The sequence below is a fragment of the Pseudomonas sp. GW531-T4 genome (assembly GCF_017349615.1).
GTDB lineage: Bacteria > Pseudomonadota > Gammaproteobacteria > Pseudomonadales > Pseudomonadaceae > Aquipseudomonas > Aquipseudomonas chlororaphis_I.
Genome location: NZ_JACMZT010000003.1, coordinates 100,669 through 124,740 on the forward strand (window position 1 = coordinate 100,669; position 24,072 = coordinate 124,740).

Annotated in this window: 20 protein-coding genes; 13 read left to right on the forward strand and 7 right to left on the reverse strand. The window is 63.2% G+C overall.

All coding sequences use genetic code 11. The annotated features are described in order from the left end of the window. The first annotated feature begins 11 nt into the window (after window positions 1–11). Genes J4D28_RS03360 through J4D28_RS03370 form a run of 3 tightly spaced genes read left to right on the forward strand, consistent with a single transcriptional unit; the run spans window position 12 to window position 2,888 of the window. Window positions 12–938, forward strand: coding sequence for an ABC transporter permease subunit (locus J4D28_RS03360; RefSeq protein ID WP_007927027.1), 927 nt, complete (start codon window positions 12–14; stop codon window positions 936–938). Between the two features lie 10 nt (window positions 939–948). After that, entirely contained in the window at window positions 949–1,917 is a 969-nt protein-coding gene (locus J4D28_RS03365; protein WP_009046966.1) for an ABC transporter ATP-binding protein, read from the forward strand. Continuing rightward, window positions 1,917–2,888 (forward strand): peptide ABC transporter ATP-binding protein, encoded by a 972-nt coding sequence (locus J4D28_RS03370; protein WP_016701689.1) that lies wholly within the window; start codon window positions 1,917–1,919, stop codon window positions 2,886–2,888. The genes J4D28_RS03365 and J4D28_RS03370 overlap by 1 nt, the downstream gene beginning before the upstream one ends. 120 nt (window positions 2,889–3,008) lie before the next feature. On the opposite strand, the gene J4D28_RS03375 is transcribed toward J4D28_RS03370, so the two are convergent. Together J4D28_RS03375 and J4D28_RS03380 are read right to left on the reverse strand one after the other, a co-directional pair. Beyond that, window positions 3,009–3,269 carry a hypothetical protein gene (locus J4D28_RS03375; RefSeq protein WP_016701688.1) on the reverse strand — a complete coding sequence of 87 codons (261 nt, stop codon included), beginning with the start codon at window positions 3,267–3,269 and terminating at the stop codon, window positions 3,009–3,011. 479 nt (window positions 3,270–3,748) lie between these two features. Further along, the gene (locus J4D28_RS03380; protein WP_009046963.1) at window positions 3,749–5,332 is read right to left on the reverse strand and encodes a peptide chain release factor 3; all 1,584 of its coding nucleotides are present in this window, start codon (window positions 5,330–5,332) and stop codon (window positions 3,749–3,751) included. 567 nt (window positions 5,333–5,899) lie between these two features. Between J4D28_RS03380 and J4D28_RS03385 the strand changes: the two genes are divergently transcribed. The 6 genes from J4D28_RS03385 (at window position 5,900) to J4D28_RS30375 (ending at window position 10,384) form a co-directional block, all read left to right on the forward strand. Further along, on the forward strand, window positions 5,900–6,616 hold the full coding sequence (locus tag J4D28_RS03385; protein ID WP_028681655.1) for an ABC transporter permease: 717 nt from the start codon (window positions 5,900–5,902) through the stop codon (window positions 6,614–6,616). Between the two features lie 20 nt (window positions 6,617–6,636). Next, entirely contained in the window at window positions 6,637–7,530 is an 894-nt protein-coding gene (locus tag J4D28_RS03390; RefSeq protein WP_009046961.1) for a glycine betaine ABC transporter substrate-binding protein, read from the forward strand. Window positions 7,531–7,544: 14 nt separating this feature from the next. Further along, window positions 7,545–8,237 carry an ABC transporter permease gene (locus J4D28_RS03395; RefSeq protein WP_016701686.1) on the forward strand — a complete coding sequence of 231 codons (693 nt, stop codon included), beginning with the start codon at window positions 7,545–7,547 and terminating at the stop codon, window positions 8,235–8,237. 222 nt (window positions 8,238–8,459) lie between these two features. After that, window positions 8,460–9,617, forward strand: coding sequence for a betaine/proline/choline family ABC transporter ATP-binding protein (locus tag J4D28_RS03400; protein ID WP_097305627.1), 1,158 nt, complete (start codon window positions 8,460–8,462; stop codon window positions 9,615–9,617). A 246-nt stretch (window positions 9,618–9,863) separates the two neighbouring features. Further along, window positions 9,864–10,253 carry a zinc-binding dehydrogenase gene (locus J4D28_RS30370; protein WP_016701684.1) on the forward strand — a complete coding sequence of 130 codons (390 nt, stop codon included), beginning with the start codon at window positions 9,864–9,866 and terminating at the stop codon, window positions 10,251–10,253. Beyond that, complete coding sequence (locus J4D28_RS30375) at window positions 10,244–10,384, forward strand: zinc-binding dehydrogenase (RefSeq protein ID WP_009046957.1); 141 nt, start codon at window positions 10,244–10,246, stop codon at window positions 10,382–10,384. Before J4D28_RS30370 ends, J4D28_RS30375 begins: the two co-directional genes overlap by 10 nt. Here J4D28_RS30375 and J4D28_RS03410 read toward each other — a convergent pair whose 3' ends face one another. Then, window positions 10,385–11,068: a type 1 glutamine amidotransferase domain-containing protein gene (locus tag J4D28_RS03410; protein WP_009046956.1), complete on the reverse strand. Its 684-nt coding sequence runs from the start codon at window positions 11,066–11,068 to the stop codon at window positions 10,385–10,387. It lies immediately after the preceding gene. A gap of 134 nt (window positions 11,069–11,202) precedes the next feature. Here J4D28_RS03410 and J4D28_RS03415 point away from each other — a divergent pair, with 134 nt between their 5' ends. After that, window positions 11,203–12,174 (forward strand): LysR substrate-binding domain-containing protein, encoded by a 972-nt coding sequence (locus J4D28_RS03415; RefSeq protein WP_038630597.1) that lies wholly within the window; start codon window positions 11,203–11,205, stop codon window positions 12,172–12,174. Between the two features lie 351 nt (window positions 12,175–12,525). Further along, window positions 12,526–13,689 carry a type III PLP-dependent enzyme gene (locus J4D28_RS03420; protein ID WP_007923836.1) on the forward strand — a complete coding sequence of 388 codons (1,164 nt, stop codon included), beginning with the start codon at window positions 12,526–12,528 and terminating at the stop codon, window positions 13,687–13,689. Window positions 13,690–13,874: 185 nt separating this feature from the next. Here J4D28_RS03420 and J4D28_RS03425 read toward each other — a convergent pair whose 3' ends face one another. Both J4D28_RS03425 and J4D28_RS03430 read right to left on the reverse strand, forming a co-directional pair. Next, a complete protein-coding gene (locus J4D28_RS03425) occupies window positions 13,875–14,657 on the reverse strand; it encodes a tetratricopeptide repeat protein (RefSeq protein WP_103330574.1) in 783 nt (260 codons plus the stop codon). Window positions 14,658–14,660: 3 nt separating this feature from the next. Beyond that, window positions 14,661–15,341, reverse strand: a complete 681-nt coding sequence (locus J4D28_RS03430; RefSeq protein WP_016701680.1) for a Fe2+-dependent dioxygenase — start codon at window positions 15,339–15,341, stop codon at window positions 14,661–14,663. A 204-nt stretch (window positions 15,342–15,545) separates the two neighbouring features. On the opposite strand from J4D28_RS03430, the gene J4D28_RS03435 reads away from it, so the two are divergent. Together J4D28_RS03435 and J4D28_RS03440 are read left to right on the forward strand one after the other, a co-directional pair. Beyond that, a complete protein-coding gene (locus J4D28_RS03435; protein WP_103330576.1) occupies window positions 15,546–17,819 on the forward strand; it encodes a TonB-dependent siderophore receptor in 2,274 nt (757 codons plus the stop codon). Between the two features lie 277 nt (window positions 17,820–18,096). Further along, window positions 18,097–20,625 carry a sulfite reductase flavoprotein subunit alpha gene (locus J4D28_RS03440; RefSeq protein ID WP_103330638.1) on the forward strand — a complete coding sequence of 843 codons (2,529 nt, stop codon included), beginning with the start codon at window positions 18,097–18,099 and terminating at the stop codon, window positions 20,623–20,625. Between the two features lie 117 nt (window positions 20,626–20,742). Here the strand turns inward: J4D28_RS03440 and J4D28_RS03445 are convergent, their stop codons facing one another. Together J4D28_RS03445 and J4D28_RS03450 are read right to left on the reverse strand one after the other, a co-directional pair. Continuing rightward, complete coding sequence (locus J4D28_RS03445; RefSeq protein ID WP_041988883.1) at window positions 20,743–22,284, reverse strand: alkaline phosphatase; 1,542 nt, start codon at window positions 22,282–22,284, stop codon at window positions 20,743–20,745. 609 nt (window positions 22,285–22,893) lie between these two features. Beyond that, entirely contained in the window at window positions 22,894–23,265 is a 372-nt protein-coding gene (locus J4D28_RS03450; RefSeq protein WP_038582134.1) for a DUF6124 family protein, read from the reverse strand. Between the last annotated feature and the right edge of the window lie 807 nt (window positions 23,266–24,072).

A 24,072-nucleotide genomic window follows, 5' to 3' on the forward strand; every position in this document is an offset into this window, starting at 1 on the left:
GGACAATACTCATGAGCACTCCAACCTCCTCAGTAGCCGTATCCGCCGTGGCCGTGGATCAAAGCCTGCTGTACCCCTCGCCGTACAAGGAATTCTGGCAGGCGTTCTCGCGCAACAAGGGCGCGGTGGCCGGCCTGCTGTTCATGCTGCTGGTGATCTTCTGCGCGATCTTCGCGCCCTGGGTCGCCCCGCATAACCCGAGCGAGCAATACCGCGACTTCCTGCTGACCCCGCCGGTCTGGCTCGAAGGCGGCCAATGGCAATTCATCCTCGGCACCGACGAACTGGGCCGCGACCTGCTGTCGCGCCTGATCACTGGTTCGCGCCTGTCGCTGCTGATCGGCCTGTCATCGGTGGTCATGTCGCTGATCCCGGGCATCCTCCTGGGCCTGTTCGCCGGGTTCTTCCCGCGCTTGCTCGGCCCGACCATCATGCGTCTGATGGACATCATGCTGGCCCTGCCGTCCCTGCTGCTGGCCGTGGCGATCGTCGCCATCCTCGGCCCAGGCCTGATCAACACCGTGATCGCCATCGCCGTGGTATCGCTGCCGTCCTACGTGCGCCTGACCCGCGCCGCGGTAATGGGCGAGCTCAACCGCGACTACGTGACTGCCGCGCGCCTGGCCGGTGCCGGCCTGCCGCGCCTGATGTTCATCACCGTGCTGCCCAACTGCATGGCGCCGCTGATCGTCCAGGCGACCCTGAGCTTCTCCTCGGCGATCCTCGATGCCGCGGCCCTGGGCTTCCTCGGCCTTGGCGTCCAGCCGCCTACCCCTGAGTGGGGCACCATGCTGGCCTCGGCCCGCGACTACATCGAACGCGCCTGGTGGGTGGTGAGCCTGCCCGGTCTGACCATTTTGCTCAGCGTGCTGGCAATCAACCTGATGGGCGACGGCCTGCGCGATGCGCTGGACCCGAAACTCAAGAACGCCGCCTGAGGAGATTCCCATGTCACTGCTAGAAATCAAGAATCTCAACGTGCGCTTCGGCGACGCCCAGGCCGTTCCCGTGGTGGATGGCCTGGACCTGAACGTGGACAAGGGCGAAGTCCTGGCCATCGTGGGCGAATCCGGCTCCGGCAAGTCCGTGACCATGATGGCGCTGATGGGGCTGATCGAGCATCCCGGCATCGTCACCGCCGACGCCCTCAGCTTCGACGGCAAGGACATGCTCAAGCTCAGCGCCCGGCAACGCCGGCAGATCGTCGGCAAGGACCTGGCCATGGTCTTCCAGGACCCGATGACCGCGCTGAACCCGAGCTACACCGTGGGCTTCCAGATCGAGGAAGTGCTGCGCCTGCACCTGAAGATGTCCGGCAAGGCGGCCCGCAAGCGCGCCATCGAACTGCTGGAAAAAGTCGAGATCCCGGGCGCCGCCAGCCGCATGGACGCCTACCCGCACCAACTGTCCGGCGGCATGAGCCAGCGCGTGGCGATTGCCATGGCGATTGCCGGCGAGCCGAAACTGCTGATCGCCGACGAACCGACCACCGCCCTGGACGTGACCATCCAGGCGCAGATCATGGACCTGCTGCTCAACCTGCAGCGCGAGCAGAACATGGGCCTGGTGCTGATCACCCACGACCTGGCCGTGGTCGCCGAAACCGCCCAGCGCGTGTGCGTGATGTACGCCGGGCAAGCGGTGGAAGTGGGCAAGGTGCCGGAGTTGTTCGACATCCCCGCCCATCCTTACACCGAAGCGCTGCTGGCGGCGATTCCCGAGCACAGCATGGGCGCGGCGCGCCTGTCGACCCTGCCGGGCATCGTTCCCGGTCGCTACGACCGTCCGCAAGGTTGCCTGCTGTCGCCACGCTGCCCGTACGTGCAGGAAAACTGCCGTCAGCAACGTCCAAGCCTCGACCCGAAAGCCGCCAGCCTCGCGCGCTGCTTCTACCCGCTGAATCAGGAGGTGGCGTAATGGCCGTCGTTCTTACCGCCCGCAACCTGACCCGCCACTACGAAGTGTCCCGCGGCCTGTTCAAGGGCCATGCGACCGTGCGCGCCCTCAACGGCGTGTCGTTCGAGCTGGAAGCCGGCAAGACCCTCGCGGTGGTCGGCGAGTCCGGCTGCGGCAAATCCACCCTGGCCCGCGCCCTGACACTGATCGAAGAGCCGTCCTCCGGGTCCTTGAAAATCGCCGGCCAGGAAGTCGCCGGCGCCGACAAGGCCCAGCGCAAGCAACTGCGCAAAGACGTGCAGATGGTGTTCCAGAGCCCCTACGCCTCGCTCAACCCCCGGCAGAAGATCGGCGATCAACTGGCCGAACCGCTGCTGATCAACACCAAGCTGTCGGCCAGCGAGCGGCGGGACAAGGTCCAGGCGATGATGAAGCAGGTGGGCCTGCGCCCCGAGCATTATCAGCGCTACCCGCACATGTTCTCCGGCGGCCAGCGCCAGCGTATCGCCCTGGCGCGGGCGATGATGCTGCAACCGAAAGTGCTGGTGGCGGACGAACCGACCTCGGCCCTCGACGTGTCGATCCAGGCCCAGGTGCTGAACCTGTTCATGGACCTGCAGCAGGAGTTCAACACCGCCTACGTGTTCATCTCCCACAACCTGGCGGTGGTGCGTCACGTCGCCGACCACGTGATGGTAATGTACCTCGGCCGGCCGGTGGAAATGGGCCCGAAAGAGGACATCTACACCCGTCCCCTGCACCCCTACACCCAGGCGCTGCTGTCGGCCACGCCGACCATTCACCCGGACCCGGACAAGCCGAAGATCAAGATTGTCGGTGAATTGCCCAACCCGTTGAACCCGCCATCCGGCTGCGCGTTCCACAAGCGCTGCCCGTATGCCACCGAGCGTTGCAGCACCGAAGAGCCGGCCCTGCGCCTGCTCGACACCCGCCAGGTGGCCTGCCATTACGCCGAGCAGTTCCTCGGCTGACCCGGCAAGAAAAAGGCGCCGCGGTTGCTCGCGGCGCCTGATCAGTGTTGACCAAGCCCCTTCTGTCGGATTGCGCATCAGTCCGGCAGAGGGGGTTTTCTTTTTTCCGCAGACGCAAGCTCAGCCCTGGCTAGCCTCGTCTTCGCTGTCGGTATCCGGCTCGTCGGTCGTCGCATCGTCATCGTCCGCGCTGCCACCCTGCCCCTGATCGCCCGGCTCGGACTCCGACTTGGCGATCATCTGCACCCCGTTCTGCAGATGCCCAGGCCCCCAGAAACCCGGCACCCGCGCCGCCTGGTCACTGGCCCAGGCCGCAGACAGGCCGAGCGACAACAGCACCAGCACCTTGAGCAACAGCACAACCCGTTGGAAAACATTCATGTTGATTCCGTCCCTTTGCGTAGGTGAATCAATAATGGCCACAGGCCCTGACCTGCAAGGCGAGGCTTCGTATGAAACCTAGCCCCGAAGCCGGTGCTTTGCCAGATAGCAAGCTATCTATTCGCCCACTGGATAGACGGCTTTCGACTAGGCCTTAAAACCTGCGGTTATGCCTCGCTCCTACGGGGGTATGCGGGATTTGATTCGCGATCTACAAGCACACCACGTATCTGTAGGAACTGCCGGTCGACGCTCGATTGCCCGCGATGGCGTCCATTCGGGCAATGGGATTCCGGCAGAATAGTGGTGGCAGGTTTTGGGGCTGCTACGCAGCCCATCGCGAGCAAGCTTCGCTCCTACAGCAGCATGCACGGTTCGATCCCTGCCCCGCAGGGTGTGCGGGCATCACCTATCCACGGGCACAAAAAAGCCCCGCGGTTTGGGGCCGCGGGGCTTTTTTGTGAGGCGTCGCTCAGACCTTAGTGATGCTCGCGGGTCGCGCGGAATTTCACGTCGGGCCAGCGCTCTTCCATCAGCGCCAGGTTGACCCGGGTCGGGGCCAGGTAGGTCAGGTGACCGCCGCCGTCCAGCGCGAGGTTTTCCACGGCCTTGTTGGCGAATTCCTCGAGCTTCTTCTTGTCGCTGCAATCGATCCAGCGCGCGGACCACACGGTAATCGGCTCGTAGGAGCACTCGACCTTGTATTCCTCTTTCAGGCGGCTGGCGACCACGTCGAACTGCAGCACACCAACGGCGCCGAGAATGATGTCGTTGCTGCGCTCGGGGAAGAACACCTGGGTCGCGCCTTCTTCGGCCAGCTGTTGCAGGCCCTGGCGCAGTTGCTTGGATTTCAGCGGATCCTTCAGGCGCACGCGGCGGAACAACTCCGGGGCGAAGTGTGGGATGCCGGTGAAGCCCAGGGCCTCGCCTTCGGTGAAGGTATCGCCGATCTGGATGGTGCCGTGGTTGTGCAGGCCGATGATGTCGCCAGCGTAGGCTTCTTCGAGCTGTTCACGCTCGGAGGAGAAGAAGGTCAGCGCATCGCCGATGCGCACGTCCTTGCCGGTGCGCACGTGGCGCATCTTCATGCCTTTCTCGTACTTGCCCGAGCAGATGCGCATGAAGGCGATCCGGTCGCGGTGTTTCGGGTCCATGTTCGCCTGGATCTTGAACACGAAGCCTGTGAACTTCTCTTCCTGTGGCTCGACGGTGCGCTCGTTGGCCACGCGTGCCAGCGGCAGCGGCGCCCAGTCGACGACGGCGTCGAGAACGTGGTCGACCCCGAAGTTGCCCAGGGCGGTACCGAAGAACACCGGGGTCAGCTGGCCGTCCATGAACTCCTGCTGGTCGAACTCGTGGCAGGCGCCCTGCACCAGTTCCAGCTGCTCGATGAAACGCTCGTACTCGTCGCCCAGGTGGGCACGGGCTTCATCGGAATCGAGCTTCTCGATGATCTTGGTTTCGGTGCGCTCGTGGCCGTGGCCGGCGGTGTAGACAATGATGTAGTCGCCCGCCAGGTGGTACACGCCCTTGAAGTCGCGGTAGCACCCGATCGGCCAGGTGATGGGCGCCGCCTTGATCTTCAGGACCGCTTCGATTTCGTCGAGCAGTTCGATCGGGTCGCGGATGTCACGGTCGAGTTTGTTGATGAAGCTGACGATCGGCGTGTCGCGCAGACGGCAGACGTCCATCAGGGCGATGGTCCGTGGCTCTACGCCCTTACCGCCGTCGAGCACCATCAGCGCCGAGTCCACCGCGGTCAGGGTCCGGTAGGTGTCTTCCGAGAAGTCTTCGTGGCCCGGGGTGTCGAGCAGGTTGATCATGTGTTCGCGATAAGGGAACTGCATGACCGACGTGGTAATGGAAATACCCCGCTGCTTCTCCATCTCCATCCAGTCGGAGGTGGCGTGGCGGTCGGACTTGCGGGATTTCACCGTACCGGCAACGGCAATCGCCTTGCCCATCAGCAAGAGCTTCTCGGTGATGGTGGTTTTACCCGCATCCGGGTGGGAAATAATGGCGAAAGTGCGGCGTTTCGCGACTTCGGCGGCCTGTTTGGTCATGGGAAATCGCCTGGCAGGTGATTCAAAAAAAGGGCGGCGAGTATAGCGCAAAGCAAGCTCCACGGACCACCGTTCGGCCTGGAGCCTCTGCAACCCTTGCCCTGTACGTTCCCTGTAGCCGCTGCCGAGCGCAGCGAGGCTGCGATCGAGCTGGGCGGCATTCCGATGTAGCGCTCGCAAACACTGAATACACGGTTTGACTGAACCACCGCGTCGCCTGGTTTTGCGACGGCTGCGCCGCCGATCGCAGCCTCGCTGCGCTCGGCAGCGGCTACAGGCGGCTACGGGCGGCCAGGCATCAGAGATATCGGAGTAATGGGATTGAGGGTGGCCAAACGTTGCCAAATATGGAACCTTTTAAAAGGTGGAGGCGTCCACTCCCCTGTTACGAGCTTTCGTCAGGGGTAGAAAAATCAGCAAGTTAGCCTGACGAGGCTATGCGTATGGCTCGATCCGGCGCTGTTTCCAGCGCATCGACGAGCTGCTTCTCGCGACCGTTCTTTTGGCAGCCAGGCATGGCCTTGCCACACGAAAGAAGGCTCGCCGACATAAAAAAGGAGTCCGCCTGTGGCTATTCGCTATGGCAAAGGGCTGATAGGAGGCGCGGCGGTTATCGCTCTCCTGGCCCTGCTGGTCCACTGGATCGGCATCAGTACGATCGAACACTACCGCGACGATCTGTTGTTTTACCTGCAAGCCCATCTGTACCTGGTACTCGCTTCAATGTTCGCCGCCCTCGTGGTGGGGATACCCGCCGGCATCTTCCTCAGCCGACCGCAGATGGTCGGGCGTGCCGAGCGCTTCATGCAGCTGTTCAACATCGGTAACACCGTCCCTCCCCTGGCCGTCCTGGCCATCGCCCTGGGGATCCTCGGCATCGGCAGCGGGCCGGCCATCTTCGCTTTGTTCCTCGCCTCCTTGCTGCCCATCGTGCGCAACACCTACGAAGGCCTGAAAAACGTCCAGGGCTCCCTCAAGGAAGCCGCCGTCGGCATCGGCATGACCCCGCGCCAGGTGCTGTGGAAAGTCGAGCTGCCCAACGCCGTGCCGATCATCATCGGTGGCGTGCGCGTGGCCCTGGCGATCAACGTCGGCACCGCGCCGCTGGCCTTCCTGATCGGCGCCAACAGCCTCGGCAGCCTGATCTTCCCCGGCATCGCCCTGAACAATCAGCCGCAACTGCTGCTTGGCGCGGCCTGCACCGCCTTACTGGCGCTGCTGCTCGACGGCCTGGTGACACTGGCCAGCCGCCTCTGGCTGGAACGCGGCCTGCGCCCGTCTTAAGCCTGCGCGAAGGAATTCACATGAAAAAAATAGCTTTGATCATAGGCTGCGTCCTGCTGTGCGCAGGAATTGCCCAAGCCGCGCAAAAGCCGGTGATCCGCATCGGCGCCCGGGTCTTCACCGAGCAGACGCTGCTGGCGGAAATCACTTCGCAGTACCTGCGCAGCAAGGGTTACGACACCCGGGTCACCGGCGGCCTGGGCAGCAACCTGGCGCGCAGCGCCCACGAAAGCGGGCAGCTGGACATGCTCTGGGAATACACCGGCGTGTCCCTGGTGGCCTACAACCACGTGACGGAAAAACTCGACAGCCAACAGTCCTATGAACGGGTCAAGGAACTCGACGGAAAAAAAGGCCTGGTCTGGCTGACGCCGTCGAAATTCAGCAATACCTACGCCCTGGCCTTGCCGAAAAACGTCGCGGACGCATACCCGCAGATCAACAGCGTCAGCGACCTGAAAAACGTCCTCGACGCCGAGCGTCAGGACCACCACCTGATCGCCCTGGACACCGAGTTCGCCAACCGCTCCGACGGCCTGCAAGGCATGGTCAAGCTGTACGGCATGGACCTGACCCGCAAGAACATCCGGCAGATGGACGCCGGGCTGGTCTACACCGCCCTGCGTAACGGCCAGGTGTTCGCCGGCCTGGTCTACACCACCGACGGCCGGCTCAACGCCTTCAACCTGAAGCTGCTGGACGACGACCTGCATTACTTCCCGGACTACACCGCGGCCCCCGTGGTGCGCCAGGCCTACCTCGACGCCCACCCGCAACTGGCCGCCGACCTCAAGCCACTGGCCGAACTGTTCGACGACCAGACCATGCGCCAGCTCAACGCCCGGGTCGACGTCGACCATGAAAGCCCATCCGCCGTTGCCGCAGATTTCCTGCGCCAGCATCCACTGAATTGAGGGAGGAAAAAGCCATGGAATTGCTCAACGCCTTTTCCCATCTCGACTGGCCGCAAGTCATCCAGCTGACCTGGCAGCACATCACCCTGGTGGGCATCGCCGTGACCCTGGCGATCCTCTTCGGCGTGCCCCTGGGTATCCTGATGACCCGCTTCCCGACCCTGGCCGGTCCGCTGCAAGCCAGCGCCACCGTGCTGCTGACCATTCCGTCCATCGCGCTGTTCGGCCTGCTGCTGCCGTTCTATTCCAAGTTCGGCCAGGGCCTGGGGCCGCTGCCGGCGATCACCGCGGTGTTCCTCTATTCCCTGCTGCCGATCATGCGCAACACCTACCTGGCGCTGACCGGCGTCGAGCCGGGGATTCGCGAAGCGGCCCGTGGCATCGGCATGACCTTCGGCCAGCGCCTGCGCATGGTCGAGTTGCCGATCGCCGTGCCGGTGATTCTCGCCGGCGTTCGCACCGCCGTGGTGATGAACATCGGCGTCATGACCATCGCCGCCACCATCGGCGCCGGCGGCCTGGGTGTGCTCATTCTTGCTTCCATCAGCCGCAGCGACATGTCGATGCTGATCGTCGGCGCCGTACTGGTCAGTCTCCTGGCCATCTTCGCCGACCTGCTTCTGCAATGGCTGCAACGCTCGCTGACGAGTAGGGGGTGTTCGGTGCAAATGACGGGCGCGCCGTCGCCCCACAAAGCGCAAGACTAGGCATGAGGAGAGAAGTTTGGTTTTTCCAAATGAACGACGAATAACGACGGATTGCGCTTTGTGGGGCACGGCCCTTCGGGTTGGAGCTGTGATCGCTCCGGCCTGCGTTGTGGGACTTGAGAAGGGAACACCATTCCCTGCGTCCCACGCCTTGCCCGGAGCGATCACAACTCCAACGCGCTCCGTCATTTGCACCGAACACCCCCTACCAGGACTGCTCAAATGATCGAACTTCAAAACCTGACCAAGACCTTCCAAAGCAACGGCAAGACCATCACCGCCGTTGACTCCGTAAGCCTGACCGTCAATGAAGGCGAGATTTGTGTGTTCCTCGGCCCGTCAGGCTGCGGCAAGAGCACCACGCTGAAAATGATCAACCGCCTGATCATGCCGACCTCGGGCAAGGTGCTGATCAACGGCGAAGACACCACCGGCCTGGACGAAGTGACCCTGCGCCGCAACATCGGCTACGTGATCCAGCAGATCGGCCTGTTCCCCAACATGACCATCGAGGAAAACATCGTGGTGGTGCCGCGCCTGCTGGGCTGGGACAAGCAGAAATGCCATGAGCGCGCCCGCGAGCTGATGAGCATGATCAAGCTCGAACCCAAGCAGTACCTGCATCGTTATCCGCGTGAGCTGTCCGGCGGCCAGCAACAGCGGATCGGGGTGATCCGCGCACTGGCGGCCGATGCGCCGCTGCTGCTGATGGACGAACCCTTCGGCGCGGTCGACCCGATCAACCGCGAGATGATCCAGAACGAGTTCTTCGAAATGCAGCGGGCGCTGAACAAGACCGTGATCATGGTCAGCCACGACATCGACGAAGCCATCAAGCTCGGCGACAAGATCGCCATCTTCCGCGCCGGCAAGCTGTTGCAGATCGACCACCCGGACACCCTGCTGGCCCATCCGGCGGACGACTTCGTCAGCAACTTCGTCGGCCAGGACAGCACCCTCAAGCGCCTGCTGCTGGTGAAGGCCGAAGACGCCGCCGACAACGCGCCGTCGGTCAGCCCGCAAACCCCGGTGGCCGACGCCCTGGAACTGATGGACGAACACGACCGCCGCTACCTGGTGGTGACCTGCGCCGAAAACAAGGCCCTGGGTTACGTGCGCCGCCGCGACCTGCACCGCCAGGCCGGCACCTGCGCCCAGTACCTGCGCGAGTTCAACGCCACCGCGGCCTACGACGAACACCTGCGCATCCTGCTGTCGCGGATGTACGAGTTCAACCGTTCGTGGCTGCCGGTGCTGGACGCCGAGCGGGTGTTCCTCGGCGAAGTGACCCAGGAATCGATTGCCGCCTACCTCAGCTCCGGTCGCTCGCGGGGGATGAAGACCAATATCGTCTCGCCAGCCGAGACTGCGCTGGCCTGAGGCCTGTCCATCAACCCCGTGACATCACGCAAACGAGCCAGACCGAGGTCTGGCTCGTTTGTGCCATGACCGGAAAAACCACCACGCCCGAGTTTTTTATTCGCTGCATTTATGCATCGCAGCAGCGAGAAATCGCTGCGCGACTGCATCAACTCCCGCCCCTACATTGAACGGCATCCCAATCATTCGAGGAAGCCCTCATGTCCCCCTCCATGTTCGCCATCGAAATCCAGCGCCCCGGCGGTCATGCTGGCCAAGGCCTTCGGCGCGTCGCGGATCTTCACCACGGTTTCCAGCGAGGAACAGCAAAAGGTCAGCCTTGCCCTGGGCGCGGACCAGGCGATCAATTACCGGCAGGAAGATTTCGTCGAGGTGATGATGCAGGCCACCGACGGCAAGGGCGTGGACGTGATCGTCGATATCATTGCCGGGGACTATGTGGCACGCAATTTCGCCGCCGCGGCGACGTACGGCAGGATCGTGCAGATCGGCGTGCACAAGGGCGCGGCCCGGGAACTGAGCCTGTTCCCCTTGCTGAGCAAACGCCTGACGCTGGTGGGCTCGACCCTGCGCTCGCGCAGCCACGACGAGAAAGCCGAAATCGTCGCCGAGCTGGAACGGCAGGTTTGGCGCTGATCAGCGCCGGCCGGGTCAAACCCTATATATTCGAGCGGTTCGCGCTGGAGGATGTGCAGCAGGCCCACCGACTGATCGACAGCGGCCGGCATATCGGCAAGATCATCCTCCAGCTCTTTACCCGCGGCTGATCAGCCCGCCAGCGCCTTGAGCACCAGCGCCGCGACCGCCCCGCCCGATGCCGGGTTCTGCCCGGTGATCAGGCGTTGATCGGCCACCGCGAAGGATGCCCAGGGCTCGGCGGCCTTCTTGTAGATCGCGCCACGCTTGAGCATTTCGTCCTCGGTCAGGTACGGCACGTACTGATCGAGTTCGGCCAGTTTCTCCTCGGCGTTGGAGAAGCCGGTGGCTTCCTTGCCCTTGAGCAGCAGGCTGCCGTCGGACAGCTGGATGTTCAGCAGGCCCACGGCACCGTGGCACACCGACGAAACGATGCCGCCCGCTTCATAGATCAAACTGGCGATCTTCTGCAGCGCCTTGTTGTCCGGGAAGTCCCAGACCACGCCATGGCCACCGGCGTAGTAGATCACCGAGTAATCCGCCGGGTTGACCTGCTCCGGTTTCAGCACCGAGCCAAGCCGGGCCATGAACGCGGCGTCCTGGTACCAGGCCCAGTCGGTTTCGTCGGCCATGGCCAGGCTGTGGGGATCGATCGGTGTATAACCGCCCTTGGGGCTCACATAATCGACCGCGTAACCGGCCGCCTCGACCGCCTTGACGAAATGAACGGCTTCGCCCAGCCACAGGCCGGTGGCCCGGTTCAGCGTCGGGTACTTGGGAAAACTGGTCAGGACCACTAGCATTTTCTTGCTCATGCTTCACCTCACTGGACATGAATGGCTGCGCGGACCGGCCGCGCGGCCAAGGGAAAGCCACCTTAGCCAGCTCCACCCCGCGCACATAGCCGACGGGCCGCAACTGACTATTTCATTCTTGGAACAGCCCCACGATGTACGACCTGAACGAGCTGTACTTCTTTACCTGCATCGTCGAACACCAGGGAATAGGCGCAGCCAGCCGTAACCTGGGGATTCCCAAGTCCCGGCTCAGCCGTCACCTGAGCGCCCTCGAGGAGCGCCTCGGGGTGCGCCTGATCAACCGATCCACGCGTCAGTTCAGCGTTTCGGAGCTGGGGCTGGAGTACTACCAGCATTGCCTGGCCATGCTCGAAGGGGCCGAGGCTGCGCAGTCGCTGATCGAACACAGCCAGGCCTCCCCCAAGGGCACGGTGCGCATCGCCTGCCCCACCGCGCTGCTGAACTTCCTGGTGGCCGGCATGATCTCGCGCTTCATGGAGCGCTACCCCGAGATCAAGGTGCAGCTGGAAAGCACCAACCGCAATGTCGACCTGCTGCGTGAAGGGTTCGACATTGCCCTGCGGGTCGACGTTCCACCGCTGGAAGACAGCAGCCTGACCCTCAAGCCGCTGTCCCGCAGCCCCCAGGAACTGGTGGCCAGCCCGGCGCTGCTGGAACGCCTGGGGCCGGTGCGGGCGCTGAGCGACCTCACGGGATTTCCCAGCCTGGACCAGGGGCCGGCCAACCACAGCTATTGCTGGCACCTGGAAGATGACCAGGGGATACAGGCCTCGGTGGCGCACAGCCCGCGGCTGATCACCGACGACATGATCACCTTGCGCCGCGTCGCCCTCGAGGGCGGCGGTATCGTGCAACTGCCCAAGCTGGTGGTGTTCAAGGACATGCGCAACGGCACCTTGCATCCGGTCCTCGCCGGCTGGAAACCCAGGAGCGCCCAGGTCTATGCGCTGTTCGCCAGCCGTCGCGGCGTCATGCCCTCGGTCCGCGCGCTGCTGGATTTTCTCGCCGAGAACTTTCGCGCCCTGGACTTTGAAAATCTCTACGACGGCTATGCTTTGCGCGGCGACGAGGATGCCTGTTTCCTGACCGACTCCAGGCTCTGAACCGGCGGATCGGCAAGGTCAGCGGACAATGGCGAGGAACATCAGCCTGTCATCTGGGTCGGTTACATAAATGACTGACTCGGACCACGCGACGAACGCGTGCAAAAACGCGACATTTTTTGTTGATCTCAGGCCCCTCACGCCCTAAAGTTCGCGCCGAACGTCCATGCTGGAAACGATCCATCCGGCTCAAGTACTGACGACGAGACAGCAAGGCCAAGGGCAAATACGCCCGTGGCCTTTTTGCTTTCGGCGACATGCCTTGGGAAGTAGGCGAACCAAAGTGGGGATACGGAGGACGTTCATTTGCACCCATTGTTTTTACCCGTTTGCCATTAGGAGCTCCCAGGTATGTCGATTCAGGTCGAAGACTATTTCGCGCGCGAAACCTTTCAGAAAATGAAAGCGTTCGCCGACAAGCAAGAAACCCCGTTCGTGGTCATCGACACCCAGATGATCGCCCAGGCCTACGATGACCTGCGCGCCGGTTTCGAGTTCGCCAAGGTCTACTACGCGGTAAAAGCCAACCCGGCCGTCGAAATCATCGACCTGCTGCGGGAAAAAGGTTCGAACTTCGACATCGCCTCGATCTACGAACTGGACAAGGTGCTGGGCCGCGGCGTCAGCCCGGACCAGATCAGCTACGGCAACACCATCAAGAAATCCAAGGACATCCGCTACTTCTACGAGAAGGGCGTACGCCTGTATGCCACCGACTCCGAAGCCGACCTGCGCAACATCGCCAAGGCCGCGCCGGGCTCGAAAGTCTATGTGCGGATCCTCACCGAAGGCTCGACCACCGCTGACTGGCCGCTGTCGCGCAAGTTCGGCTGCCAGACCGACATGGCCATGGACCTGCTGATCCTCGCCCGCGACCTGGGCCTGGTGCCTTACGGCGTGTCGTTCCACGTGGGTTCGCAACAGCGCGACATCAGCGTCTGGGACGCGGCGATCGCCAAGGTCAAGGTGATCTTCGAACGCCTGAAGGAAGAAGACGGCATCCACCTCAAGCTGATCAACATGGGTGGCGGCTTCCCGGCCAACTACATCACCCGCACCAACAGCCTGGAAACCTACGCCGAGGAAATCATCCGCTTCCTCAAGGAAGACTTCGGCGACGAGCTGCCGGAAATCATCCTCGAGCCAGGCCGTTCGCTGATCGCCAACGCCGGCATCCTGGTCAGCGAAGTGGTGCTGGTAGCGCGTAAATCCCGCACCGCCGTGGAGCGCTGGATCTACACCGACGTGGGCAAGTTCTCCGGCCTGATCGAAACCATGGACGAAGCCATCAAGTTCCCGATCTGGACCGAGAAGAAAGGCGAGACGGAGGAAGTGGTCATTGCCGGTCCGACCTGCGACAGCGCCGACATCATGTACGAGAACTACAAGTACGGACTGCCGCTGAACCTGGCCATCGGCGACCGCCTGTACTGGCTGTCCACCGGTGCCTACACCACCAGCTACAGCGCTGTGGAATTCAACGGCTTCCCGCCACTGAAATCCTTCTACGTGTAAGCGCCACGCCGTAACGAAAAAGCCCATGACGTGTCATGGGCTTTTTTATGCCTGCGAAATGGCGGTGGCTTGCGTCTATGTAGCGCACGCATTGCCTCTGTAGGAGCGAGGCTTGCTCGCGATAGGCCGAAGGCCGGTGGCGGCCTTGATACCGTCATCGCGGGCAAGCCTCGCTCCTACAGAAGCTACAGCTGGGCTAACGCCTCGCGGTCGGTTTCGTCACCCAGCTCTGCCGCACGCTGGTGATAAGCCAGGGCCAGGCCGCGGATCTGCGGATGGGCCGCCTGCAACAAAGCGCCACGGGCGACCCGCAGGAAGTTCAGGTTGCCGCCTTCCAGAGCCTTGCCCAGCCAACCCAGCGCCTCGTCGATACGCCCGGCATCGGCCAGCACCGCAGCGTGGCTGAACTGCCCACGGAAATCCCCGCCCTCGGCGGAACGGCGATACCAGTCGCAGGCCGCCGCGACATCCCTGGGGCAGTGACGCCCCTCCTCCAGATAGCGGCCCAGCAGGTTCATGGATTTGGCATGGCCCATGGCGGCCGCGCGCTGGTAGCAGTTCAAGGCCAGGGCGTGGTTTTCAGCGACTCCGCGACCGGTGGCCAACAGGTTGGCGTAGTTGTACAGCGCCCAGTCCAGCCCGGCTTCGGCCGCCTGGCGATAATGCCCGGCAGCCGCCCTGGCATCGGCCTCGCAGCCCCAACCGTGCTCGCAGCAGCGCCCCAGCATGTTGCGCGCCATCGGGTGCCCGCCCTTGGCGGCGATCGTGAACCAGCGCAGCGCCAGCGCCTGGTCGCGCTCGATGCCCAGGCCGTCGAGGAGGATCTGCCCGAGCAGTGCCTGGGCATCCAGCACGCCCTCCCCGGCCGCCAGCAGGATCGCCTGGGCGGCCCGGGCCGGGCTCTGTTCGAGCATGGCGCGCAGTTGCTCGCCGTCGAGGACTTCCTCGCGGCGTAACTGGAAACTCACGGTCTACACCTCGACCCAGCGGCGCAACAGGTTGTGGTAGGTGCCGGTCAGGCGGATCAGCGACGGATGATCCGGCATGTCGCGGGTCAGTTGCTGGATCGCCTCGTCCATCTCGAACAGCAGGGCGCGCTGGCTGTCTTCGCGCACCAGGCTCTGGGTCCAGAAGAACGACGCATAACGGGTGCCGCGGGTGACCGCATTGACCTTGTGCAGGCTGGTACCCGGGTACAGCACCATGTCGCCGGCCGGCAGCTTCACCCGCTGGGTGCCGAAGGTGTCCTGGATTTCCAGCTCGCCGCCGTCGTAGTCCTCCGGGTCGCTGAAAAACAGGGTCGAGGACAGGTCGGTCCGCACCCGCTCGACGCTGCCCTTGGGCTGGCGCACGGCGTTGTCGATATGGAAGTCGAAACTGCCACCGGCGGTGTAGCAGTTGAGCAGCGGCGGGAACACCTTGTGCGGCAGCGCCGCCGACATGAAGCGCGGGTGCTGCCACAGGCGCTCGAGCATCGCCGCGCCGATCTCCTGGGCTAGCGGGTGGCCTTCGGGCAGCTGCAGGTTGTGCTTGGCCTTGGCCGACTGGTAACCGGCGGTGATCTTGCCATCGGCCCAGTCCGCCTGCTCCAGGGCCTCACGAATACGCAGCACTTCTTCACGGGAGAACAGGCCGGGAATATGCAGGAGCATGAGGCAATACCTGAAAGCAAAGGGGCGCAAATGATATTGATTCTTATTGCAAATGTAAAATGCGCAGACGAATGAAAACGTAAAACCGTAAAGCGAAATTGTAAAGAATGTAAATTCCATGCGAATAGCAATATTTCGCAATTGATACAAATACTTGTTCGCCTTATATTCCGCCGCCTCAAATCCTTGGGGAGGGGAATCACCATGTCGCGCCAACAACCACCATCACCGCTCGGTTCACCACGCCTGCTGGCGTCTGCAATTGGCGTGGCGATCACCGCCGGCTCCGCAGCCCACATGGCTTTTGCCGCGGAAAACACCGAGAAGAAAGCCGCCGGCAATGCCATTTCCCTGGATGCCACCAGCATCACCGGCGAAGCCCAGGACCAGACGTCCTACCAGGTCGAAAAAGCCTCGTCGCAGAAGTACACCGCGCCACTGGTCAACACCCCGCGCTCGGTCACCGTGGTGCCTCAACAAGTCCTCAAGGACACCGCCGCCACCTCGCTGCAGGATGCGCTGCGCACTGTGCCGGGCATTACCTTCGGCGCCGGTGAAGGCGGCAACCCGCAAGGCGACCGTCCGTTCATCCGCGGCTTCGACGCCCAGGGCGACACCTACCTCGATGGCGTGCGCGACACCGGCGGCCAGAGCCGCGAGATCTTCGACATCGAATCGATCGAAGTCAGCAAGGGGCCCAACTCCTCCTTCGGCGGTCGCGGCTCGGCCGGCGGCAGCCTCAACCTGGTGAGCAAGACGCCCAAGCAGCAAGACTTCCTCAACGGTGGCTTCACCTATGGCTCCGACCAGACCCGCCGTTATGTGCTGGACGTGAACCGCCAGTTCCTCGACAGCGCCGCCTTCCGCCTGAACCTGATGAGCCACGAGCAGAACGTGGCCGGTCGCGACGCCGTCAACTACGACCGCTGGGGTGTGGCACCGTCCCTGACCTTCGGCCTGGGCACCCCGACCCGCGTCAACTTCAGCTACTACCACATGGAAAGCGACGACCTGCCGGACTCGGGCATTCCCTACGGCTACAGCTCGGCCAGCGCCACCGCCCACAAGCACGACAAACCGACCGACGGCGGCGACAGCGACAACTTCTATGGCTTGAAGGACCGTGACTTCCGCAAGACCCGCGCAGACATCAGCACCGTCTCCATCGAGCACGACCTGAACGACAACATGACGCTGAAAAACACCCTGCGTCATGGCAACACCGGCCAGGACTACATCCTCACCCAGCCGGACGACAGCAAGTTCAACGTCAACAAGTACGGCACCGTGTGGCGTCGCGCCAACTCGCGGGTGTCCACCACCGAAACCACCACCAACCAGACCGACCTGTTCGGCGAATTCCAGGCCCTGGGCTTCAAGCACAACTACTCCACCGGCCTTGAGTTCACCGGCGAAGAGACTCGTGTCAGCAGCTACAACATCGCCGGCAACACCGCCAAGGTCTGTAACCCGGGCAGCATCCCGAGCTGCACCTCGCTGAGCAACCCGAACCCGGACGATGCCTGGACCGGCGCGATCAGCCGCAACTACTACGGCACCAACACCAAAGCCACCAGCCGCGCGGCCTATGTGTTCGACACCATCGAGCTCGATCCGCAATGGCTGCTGAACGTCGGCCTGCGCTACGACACCTTCGACACCGTGGCCAATACCGACACCGCCACCGGGCGCACCAAGATCAAGGACGACAGCCAGTTCTGGAACTGGCAGGCCGGCCTGGTGTGGAAACCGACGGACAACGGCAGCGTCTATGCCTCCTACGCCACTTCGGCCACACCACCGGGCGGCCTGGTCGGCGAGGGTGCGGACGGCAACCCGCTGTCCGCCGGCGCCAGCGTCAGCGACCTGCAACCGGAAGAAACCGTCAACTACGAGCTGGGCACCAAGTGGGATGTGTTCAACGACCGCCTGTCCCTGACCGCCGCGGTGTTCCGTACCGAGAAGAAAAACACCCGCATCCTGGTGGATGCCCTGACCTACCAGAACGCCGGTGAGTCCCGCGTCGACGGCCTGGAGCTGTCGGCCAGCGGCAAGATCACCGACAAGTGGCAAGTCTTCGCCGGCTACAGCTACCTGAAAAGCGAGCTGGTGGACGCCGGTCTCAACGGTCGTAACGGGGTCGTCAGCGCCGGTTCGAACAAAGGCAATGAAATGCCGAACACGCCGAAAAACAGCTTCAGCCTGTGGACCACTTATGAAGTGCTGCCGAAGCTGACCATCGGCGGCGGTGCGTTCTATGTCGACGAGGTGTATGGCGATGCCGGCAACACCGTGTATGTGCCGTCCTACACCCGCTACGACGCCATGGCCAGCTACAAGCTGAGCAAGAACGTCGACCTGCAGCTGAACGTGCAGAACCTGACCGACAAGACCTACTACGACAAAGCCTACTCGGCGCACTTCGCCAACCAGGCAGCCGGCCGTACCGCCTTGTTCACCACAAATTTCCACTTCTGACGAGTGGAACGCGACGCCTGGCGCATCCGGGCGTCGCTGTAGCCGCTGCCGCAGGCTGCGATCGACCCCGAAGGGGGCGCAGGATCTCAAGATCGCTGGAGGACCTGCGTGTCGAGCGCGACCCCGGCCTATCGCAGCCTTCGGCAGCGGCTACACCCACGCAAGCCCCATCCACTTCGGTGAGTGGGGCTTTTGTGCGTAAGAAAGAATGTTTCTCGACAACTCACGGCATAATGCGCGCCGTGCACAGACTTACAGAACCAACGAGGCGGTCGATGTGTTGAAGAAAACCCTGTTCCAGTTGCACTGGTTTTTCGGCATCAGCGCCGGCCTGGTCCTGGCCTTGATGGGCATTACCGGAGCGACCGTGTCGTTCCAGGATGAAGTCCTGCGTGCCCTCAACCCCTCCACACTGCTGGTGGAAAAACAGCCGGCTGGCGTCCTGCCACCCGCCGAGCTGGTGGAAAAAATCCAGGCTGCCTCGGGCAAGACCGTGTCGATGCTCACCGTGGAAGCCGACAGCGGCAATGCCGCCCGCGTCTGGTTCACCCCGCCGCCGGGCCAGCGCCGCGGCGAGATGCGCTATTTCGACCCCTACACCGGCGAATTCATGGGCGCCGCCCTGGGCCAGGACTTCTTCGGCCTGATGCTGCAGCTGCACCGTTTCCTGGCCATGGGCGACAGCGGCCGGCAGATCACCGGCGCCTGCACCCTGATCCTGATCTTCTTCTGCCTGTCCGGCCTGTACCTGCGCTGGCCGCGCCAGGTGGCGAGCTGGCGCGCCTGGCTGACCCTGGACTGGGCGAAAAAAGGCCGTGGCTTCAACTGGGACCTGCACGCCGTGGCCGGGACCTGGTGCCTGCTGTTCTATCTATTGGCGGCACTGACTGGCTTGTCCTGGTCCTACGAGTGGTACAACAAGGGCCTGAACAAACTGCTGGCCGACTCGCCACAGGGCCAGCGCATGAAGGGCGGCCGGGGCGCGCCGCCCCAGGGCCCGGCGCCGACCGCCGACTACAACGCCATGTGGCTGGGCATCTACAGCACCGCCGGCAAGGACCTGAGTTCCTACAACATCCGCATGCCCGCGGTGGCCGGCAAGCCGGCGACCGTGTTCTATCTGCTCAAGCATTCGCCCCACGACCGCGCGCTGAACCAGATCACTATCGACCCGAACAGCGGCGTGGTCAGCCGCCATGACCGCTACAGTGACAAGAGCCTCAAGGCCCAGTTGCTGACCAGCCTCTATGCCCTGCACGTGGGCAGCTACTTCGGTATCGTCGGGCGCATCCTGGTGACTATCGCTTCGCTGACCATGCCGCTGTTCTTTATCACCGGCTGGCTGCTGTACCTGGATCGCCGGCGCAAGAAACGCCAGATCAAGGACGCGCGCCAGGGCCTGAGCGCCGACACCGGCGATGCCTCGGCCTGGCTGATTGGCTTCGCCAGCCAGAGCGGTTTCGCCGAACAACTGGCCTGGCAGACTGCCGGGCAATTGCAGGCCGCGGGCGTACCGGCCAGGGTCCAGCCGCTGGCCAGCGTCAGCGAGCAAGACCTGCTGAATACCCAGAACGCATTGTTCGTGGTCAGCACCTTCGGCGACGGCGAAGCGCCGGACAGCGCCCGGGGCTTCGAGCGCAAGGTGCTGAGCCGCGCCTTGTCCCTGGACAACCTCAAGTACGCCGTACTGGGCCTGGGCGACCGGCAATACCCGCACTTCTGCGGCTTTGCCAAGCGCCTGCATGGCTGGCTGGCCGAGCATGGCGGCAACACCCTGTTCGCCCCGGTGGAAGTCGACAGCGGCGACAGCTACGCCCTGCGCCACTGGCAGCAGCAACTGGGCCAGTTGATCGGACAAGCGCCAGTGGACCTGTGGCAGGCGCCCGCCTACGACAACTGGACCCTGAACCAGCGCCTGCTGCTCAACCCCGACAGCAGCGGCTCCGGCGTCTACCTGTTGGGCCTGACGCCACCACAACCGAGCAGCTGGCTGGCCGGCGACCTGGTGGAAGTGCTGCCGCGCAACTGCGCATGGGCCATCGAGTTCTTCCTCGACGGCCTGGGCCTGGACGGCAGCGCCACGGTGCAGCTCGACGGCCTGACGGAAACCCTGACCCAGGCCTTGGCCAGCCGCCAGCTCCCGGAAAACCGTGCCCATCTGGTGGGCCTGCACGCCCAGGCGCTGGTGGATGCCCTGGTCCCGCTGGCGATGCGCGAATACTCCATCGCTTCGCTGGCCAGCGACGGCCAGCTGGAACTGCTGGTGCGCCAGGAACGCCACCCCGATGGCAGCCTGGGCATCGGCTCCGGCTGGCTCACCGAGCATGCGCCGGTCGGCTCCAGCATCAGCCTGCGAGTGCGGCGCAACAGCGGCTTCCATCCTCCGGCCGAGCCTTGTCCGCTGATCCTGTTGGGCAACGGCACGGGCCTGGCCGGCTTGCGCAGCCTGCTCAAGGCGCGCATCGCCGAGGGCCAGCAAGACAACTGGCTGATCTTCGGCGAGCGCAACGCCGAGCATGATTTCTACTGCAAGGACGAGCTGCAGGAATGGCTGACCGCCGGCGACCTGCGCCGCCTGGACCTGGCCTTCTCCCGCGATCAGGCAGAGAAGATCTATGTCCAGGACCGCCTGCGCCAACAGGCCGAACGCCTCAAGCAATGGCTGGCCGACGGCGCCTCGATCTACATCTGCGGCAGCCTGCAAGGCATGGCCTCGGGGGTGGATCAAGTGCTCAACGAAGTGCTGGGCGCCGAGGTCGTCGAACGGCTGATCGAGCAAGGCCGCTATCGCCGCGACGTCTATTGATTCACCGCATGCTTCTGTAGGAGCGAAGCTTGCTCGCGATGGGCGCGACGCGGTGTGTCTGAAACACCGCGTTATCGTTCATCGCGGGCAAGCCTCGCTCCTACAGATGCAGTCGTATCAAACCGGCTGCAACTTGCGCTCGAACACCGCCACCCCGTCCAGGTCCCGCAGGATCACCTTCAACTCCCCGCTCTGCCCTTCGATCTGCACTTCGCCGAAGAACTGGAACCCAGCAAACGGCGAGGTGTTCTGCGCCGGCGGCGCCTTCTGGAACACCACCTCCGGGCCGAAGGTCTTGTCCAGCGCGTTGGGCCCGAAACTGCCGGCATTCAAAGGCCCGGCGACGAATTCCCAGAACGGCTCGAAATCCTGGAACGCCGCGCGGTCCGGGTGGTAGTGGTGCGCCGCGCAGTAATGCACGTCCGCCGTCAGCCACACATGGTTGCGCACCTTGTGCTTGCGCAGGAACGCCAGCAGCTCGGCGATCTCCAGCTCGCGGCCCTGGGCCGGGCCCGGGTCGCCGTTGGCGATTGCCTCCCAGCGCGGCACGCCGGGGCTGACCTCGCCGTCCGGCACGCCGAGGCCGATAGGCATGTCGGCCGCCACCACCTTCCACTGCGCCTTGGAGTGCTTGAGCCCTTGCTTGAGCCAATCCAACTGTTCGCGGCCGAGGAACGGCTTGGCCGCGCCGAGATTGTCGTCGTTGCCGCCGCGATAGCTGCGCATGTCCAGCACGAACACATCCAGCAGCGGCCCGTAGCTCAGCTTGCGATAGATCCGCCCGCCCTGATCGGCGCTCTGCAAGCGCATCGGCGCGTATTCCAGCCAGGCCTGCCGCGCACGGCCCACCAGGGTGTGGATATCTTTAGTGGTGTAACGCTCATCCAGCACCTTGCTCGGCGACCAGTTGTTGACCACCTCATGGTCGTCCCACTGCCAGATCTGCGGCACCTCGGCGTTGAAGCGCCGTACGTTCTCGTCCAGCAGGTTGTAGCGGTAGTTGCCGCGGTATTCGTCGAGGGTCTCGGCGACCTTGCTCTTGGCCTCGGTGGTGATATTGCGCCACACCCGGCCGTTCTCGGTGGTCAGCTGCGCCGGTACCGGGCCGTCGGCGTAAATGGTGTCGCCGCTGTGGATAAAAAAGTCCGGCAGGCGCCGGCGCATGGCCTCGTAGATGCGCATGCCGCCGATGTCCGGGTTGATGCCGAAGCCCTGGCCGACAGTGTCGCCGCTCCACACAAAGCGGATATCGCGACGGGTCTGCGGCACGCTGCGCAAATGGCCGAACCAGGGCTTGCTGCGCACGCCGGTCTGGGCATCCTCGAAATACACCCGATAAAAAATCGCCTGGTCGGTGGGCAGCCCGCCCAACTCGACCCGCGCGGTAAAGTCGGTGCGGGCATCGGCCAGGGGTGAGACAAACTTGCGCGGGTTGCTGAACAGGCTGCGGGTATCCCACTCCACCACCATCCGCGCCGGCCGGTCGGTACGGCTCCAGACCATCGCCCGATCGCCGAGCAGATCCCCGGACTGCACGCCATCGACCATCTTCGGCCGGTCCTTGCCCGAGGCAATCACCGCCGGCGCCAACCCCGGCAGCAACAGCCCTGCCCCCGCCACCTGAATCAAACGCCGCCGACCGAGAGTGAAATCGCTCATGGTTGCTCCCTGACCTAATGTCAAAAGCAAACCTTAGCCAGTGTGGATGAACTGCGTATGACAAACCCCACACCCCGCCTCTACTGTAGGAGCGAGCTTGCTCGCGATGGCCGTCAACGATAACGCCACCTGTCTGATGAACTGCGGTGTTACAGCCGAGCATTGCGAGTCATGGAATAACTAAACGATTGAGGATGGCAACTGGACGCGGGTTAGCAGACCGGGGCTCAGGAGCCCGGCGCACCCGAGGGTGCCCCACGTTCAGCCGCCAGAACAGAATCCGACTAAAGCCAATCACTGAAAAACCAGAGACAAACCCGAGGCTAGACAGCACCTTTCCCAGGCGCAAGTGGCCCAGCGTTTCTCGGAAAGGCCTTACACAAGAAAGTGAAGAGCCGCACTTTCAAACAGCGTCCTACAAGGTCCAACGCGTCATCCGAACGATCTGCTCGCGAGCAAGCTCGCTCCTACAAAAGGCCCCGATATACCCACGGTCCCTGTAGCCGCTGCCGAGCCCGCGAGGCTGCGATAGGACCGAAGGTCCTCCTGCAATCTCAAGATCCTGCGCCCTCTTCAAAATCGATCGCAGCCTGCGGCAGTCATTTCAGATCAAAGACGATTGCCATCGAGCAAGGCATCCACCACACCACGCGCCATCTCCACGGAATGCACCAGCGACCAGATCAGGCCACGCTCGATACCGCTGGCGTGCTCGGTGATCTCGTCGGAAACCTCCTCGGCGGACTTGAGCAGCATGGAAACGTGAAGCAACGCCTCTTCGGCGCTGATGCCTGGGCGGACGGTAAAGAGCGAATCGTTACCCGCAGGACCCGCGGCGGTGGGTTTCAAGGCAGCGAGCAACGAGCCTTCCACAGGATGGTTGGCCAACGCCTGACGGACCTGCTCATTGGCCTGATCGTGGTCTGGATTGCGGCGCGAGAACGACACGGAAACGGGTGGATCGGGGACGAGCTTTTTCATGATGTGGCTCCTCGACATGAAGCCACCACCCACCGCTGCTAGACGATATAGAAAGGTGGCGGCTGTACGCGGGCTAGCAGACCGGGTCAAGGAAACCGGCGCGCCCGCAGGCGCTCCCACGCACAGCCGCCATAGCAGAACACTGCAAATGGAAAATGCAGTGCTGATGGTGCGGCTTGCAGCTTGACCCGGGCTGCTAGACCCGATCACCGAAAAAGTCGGTGACGAACCCGAGGCTAGACAGCGCCATTACCAGACGCAAGCGGCCCGGAGTTTCTCGGAAAAGCCTTACAAAGGAAAGCGAAGCGCCTCACTTTCAGACAGCGTCTTACACGACAAAACTGTCATCCGCAGGGCCTGATACCCACGGTCCCTGTAGCCGCTGCCGCAGGCTGCGATAGGACCGAAGGTCCTCCAGCGGCCTCAAGATCCTGCGCCTGCTGCGCCTGCTGCGCAGTCGATCGCAGCCTCGCAGGCTCGGCAGCGGCTACAGGGTTCAGCTCTCACCACGGCATGGTCAGATCCTCGGAATCGACCCTGCCAGTTAAAAACTGTTACCTATGTGCTTGAACTCGTTTGTTACCTATGTGGGTGAGTCATACCGGCAAGCGTTTTTGCTTACTTTTTAGGCGTTTGTAAAAAGTGAGTCGCCGTAAGGGCGAAACCATAAGCCGCCGTTACCGCAGGAATGGATATGTACCCCGTCCAAAAAATGCAGCGCCAGTACGGACGCTATCGCGGGCAAGCCTCGCTCCTACAGGGTCAGCGATCGACAGAAACAACGATGGCGCCACTGAGGGCGCCATC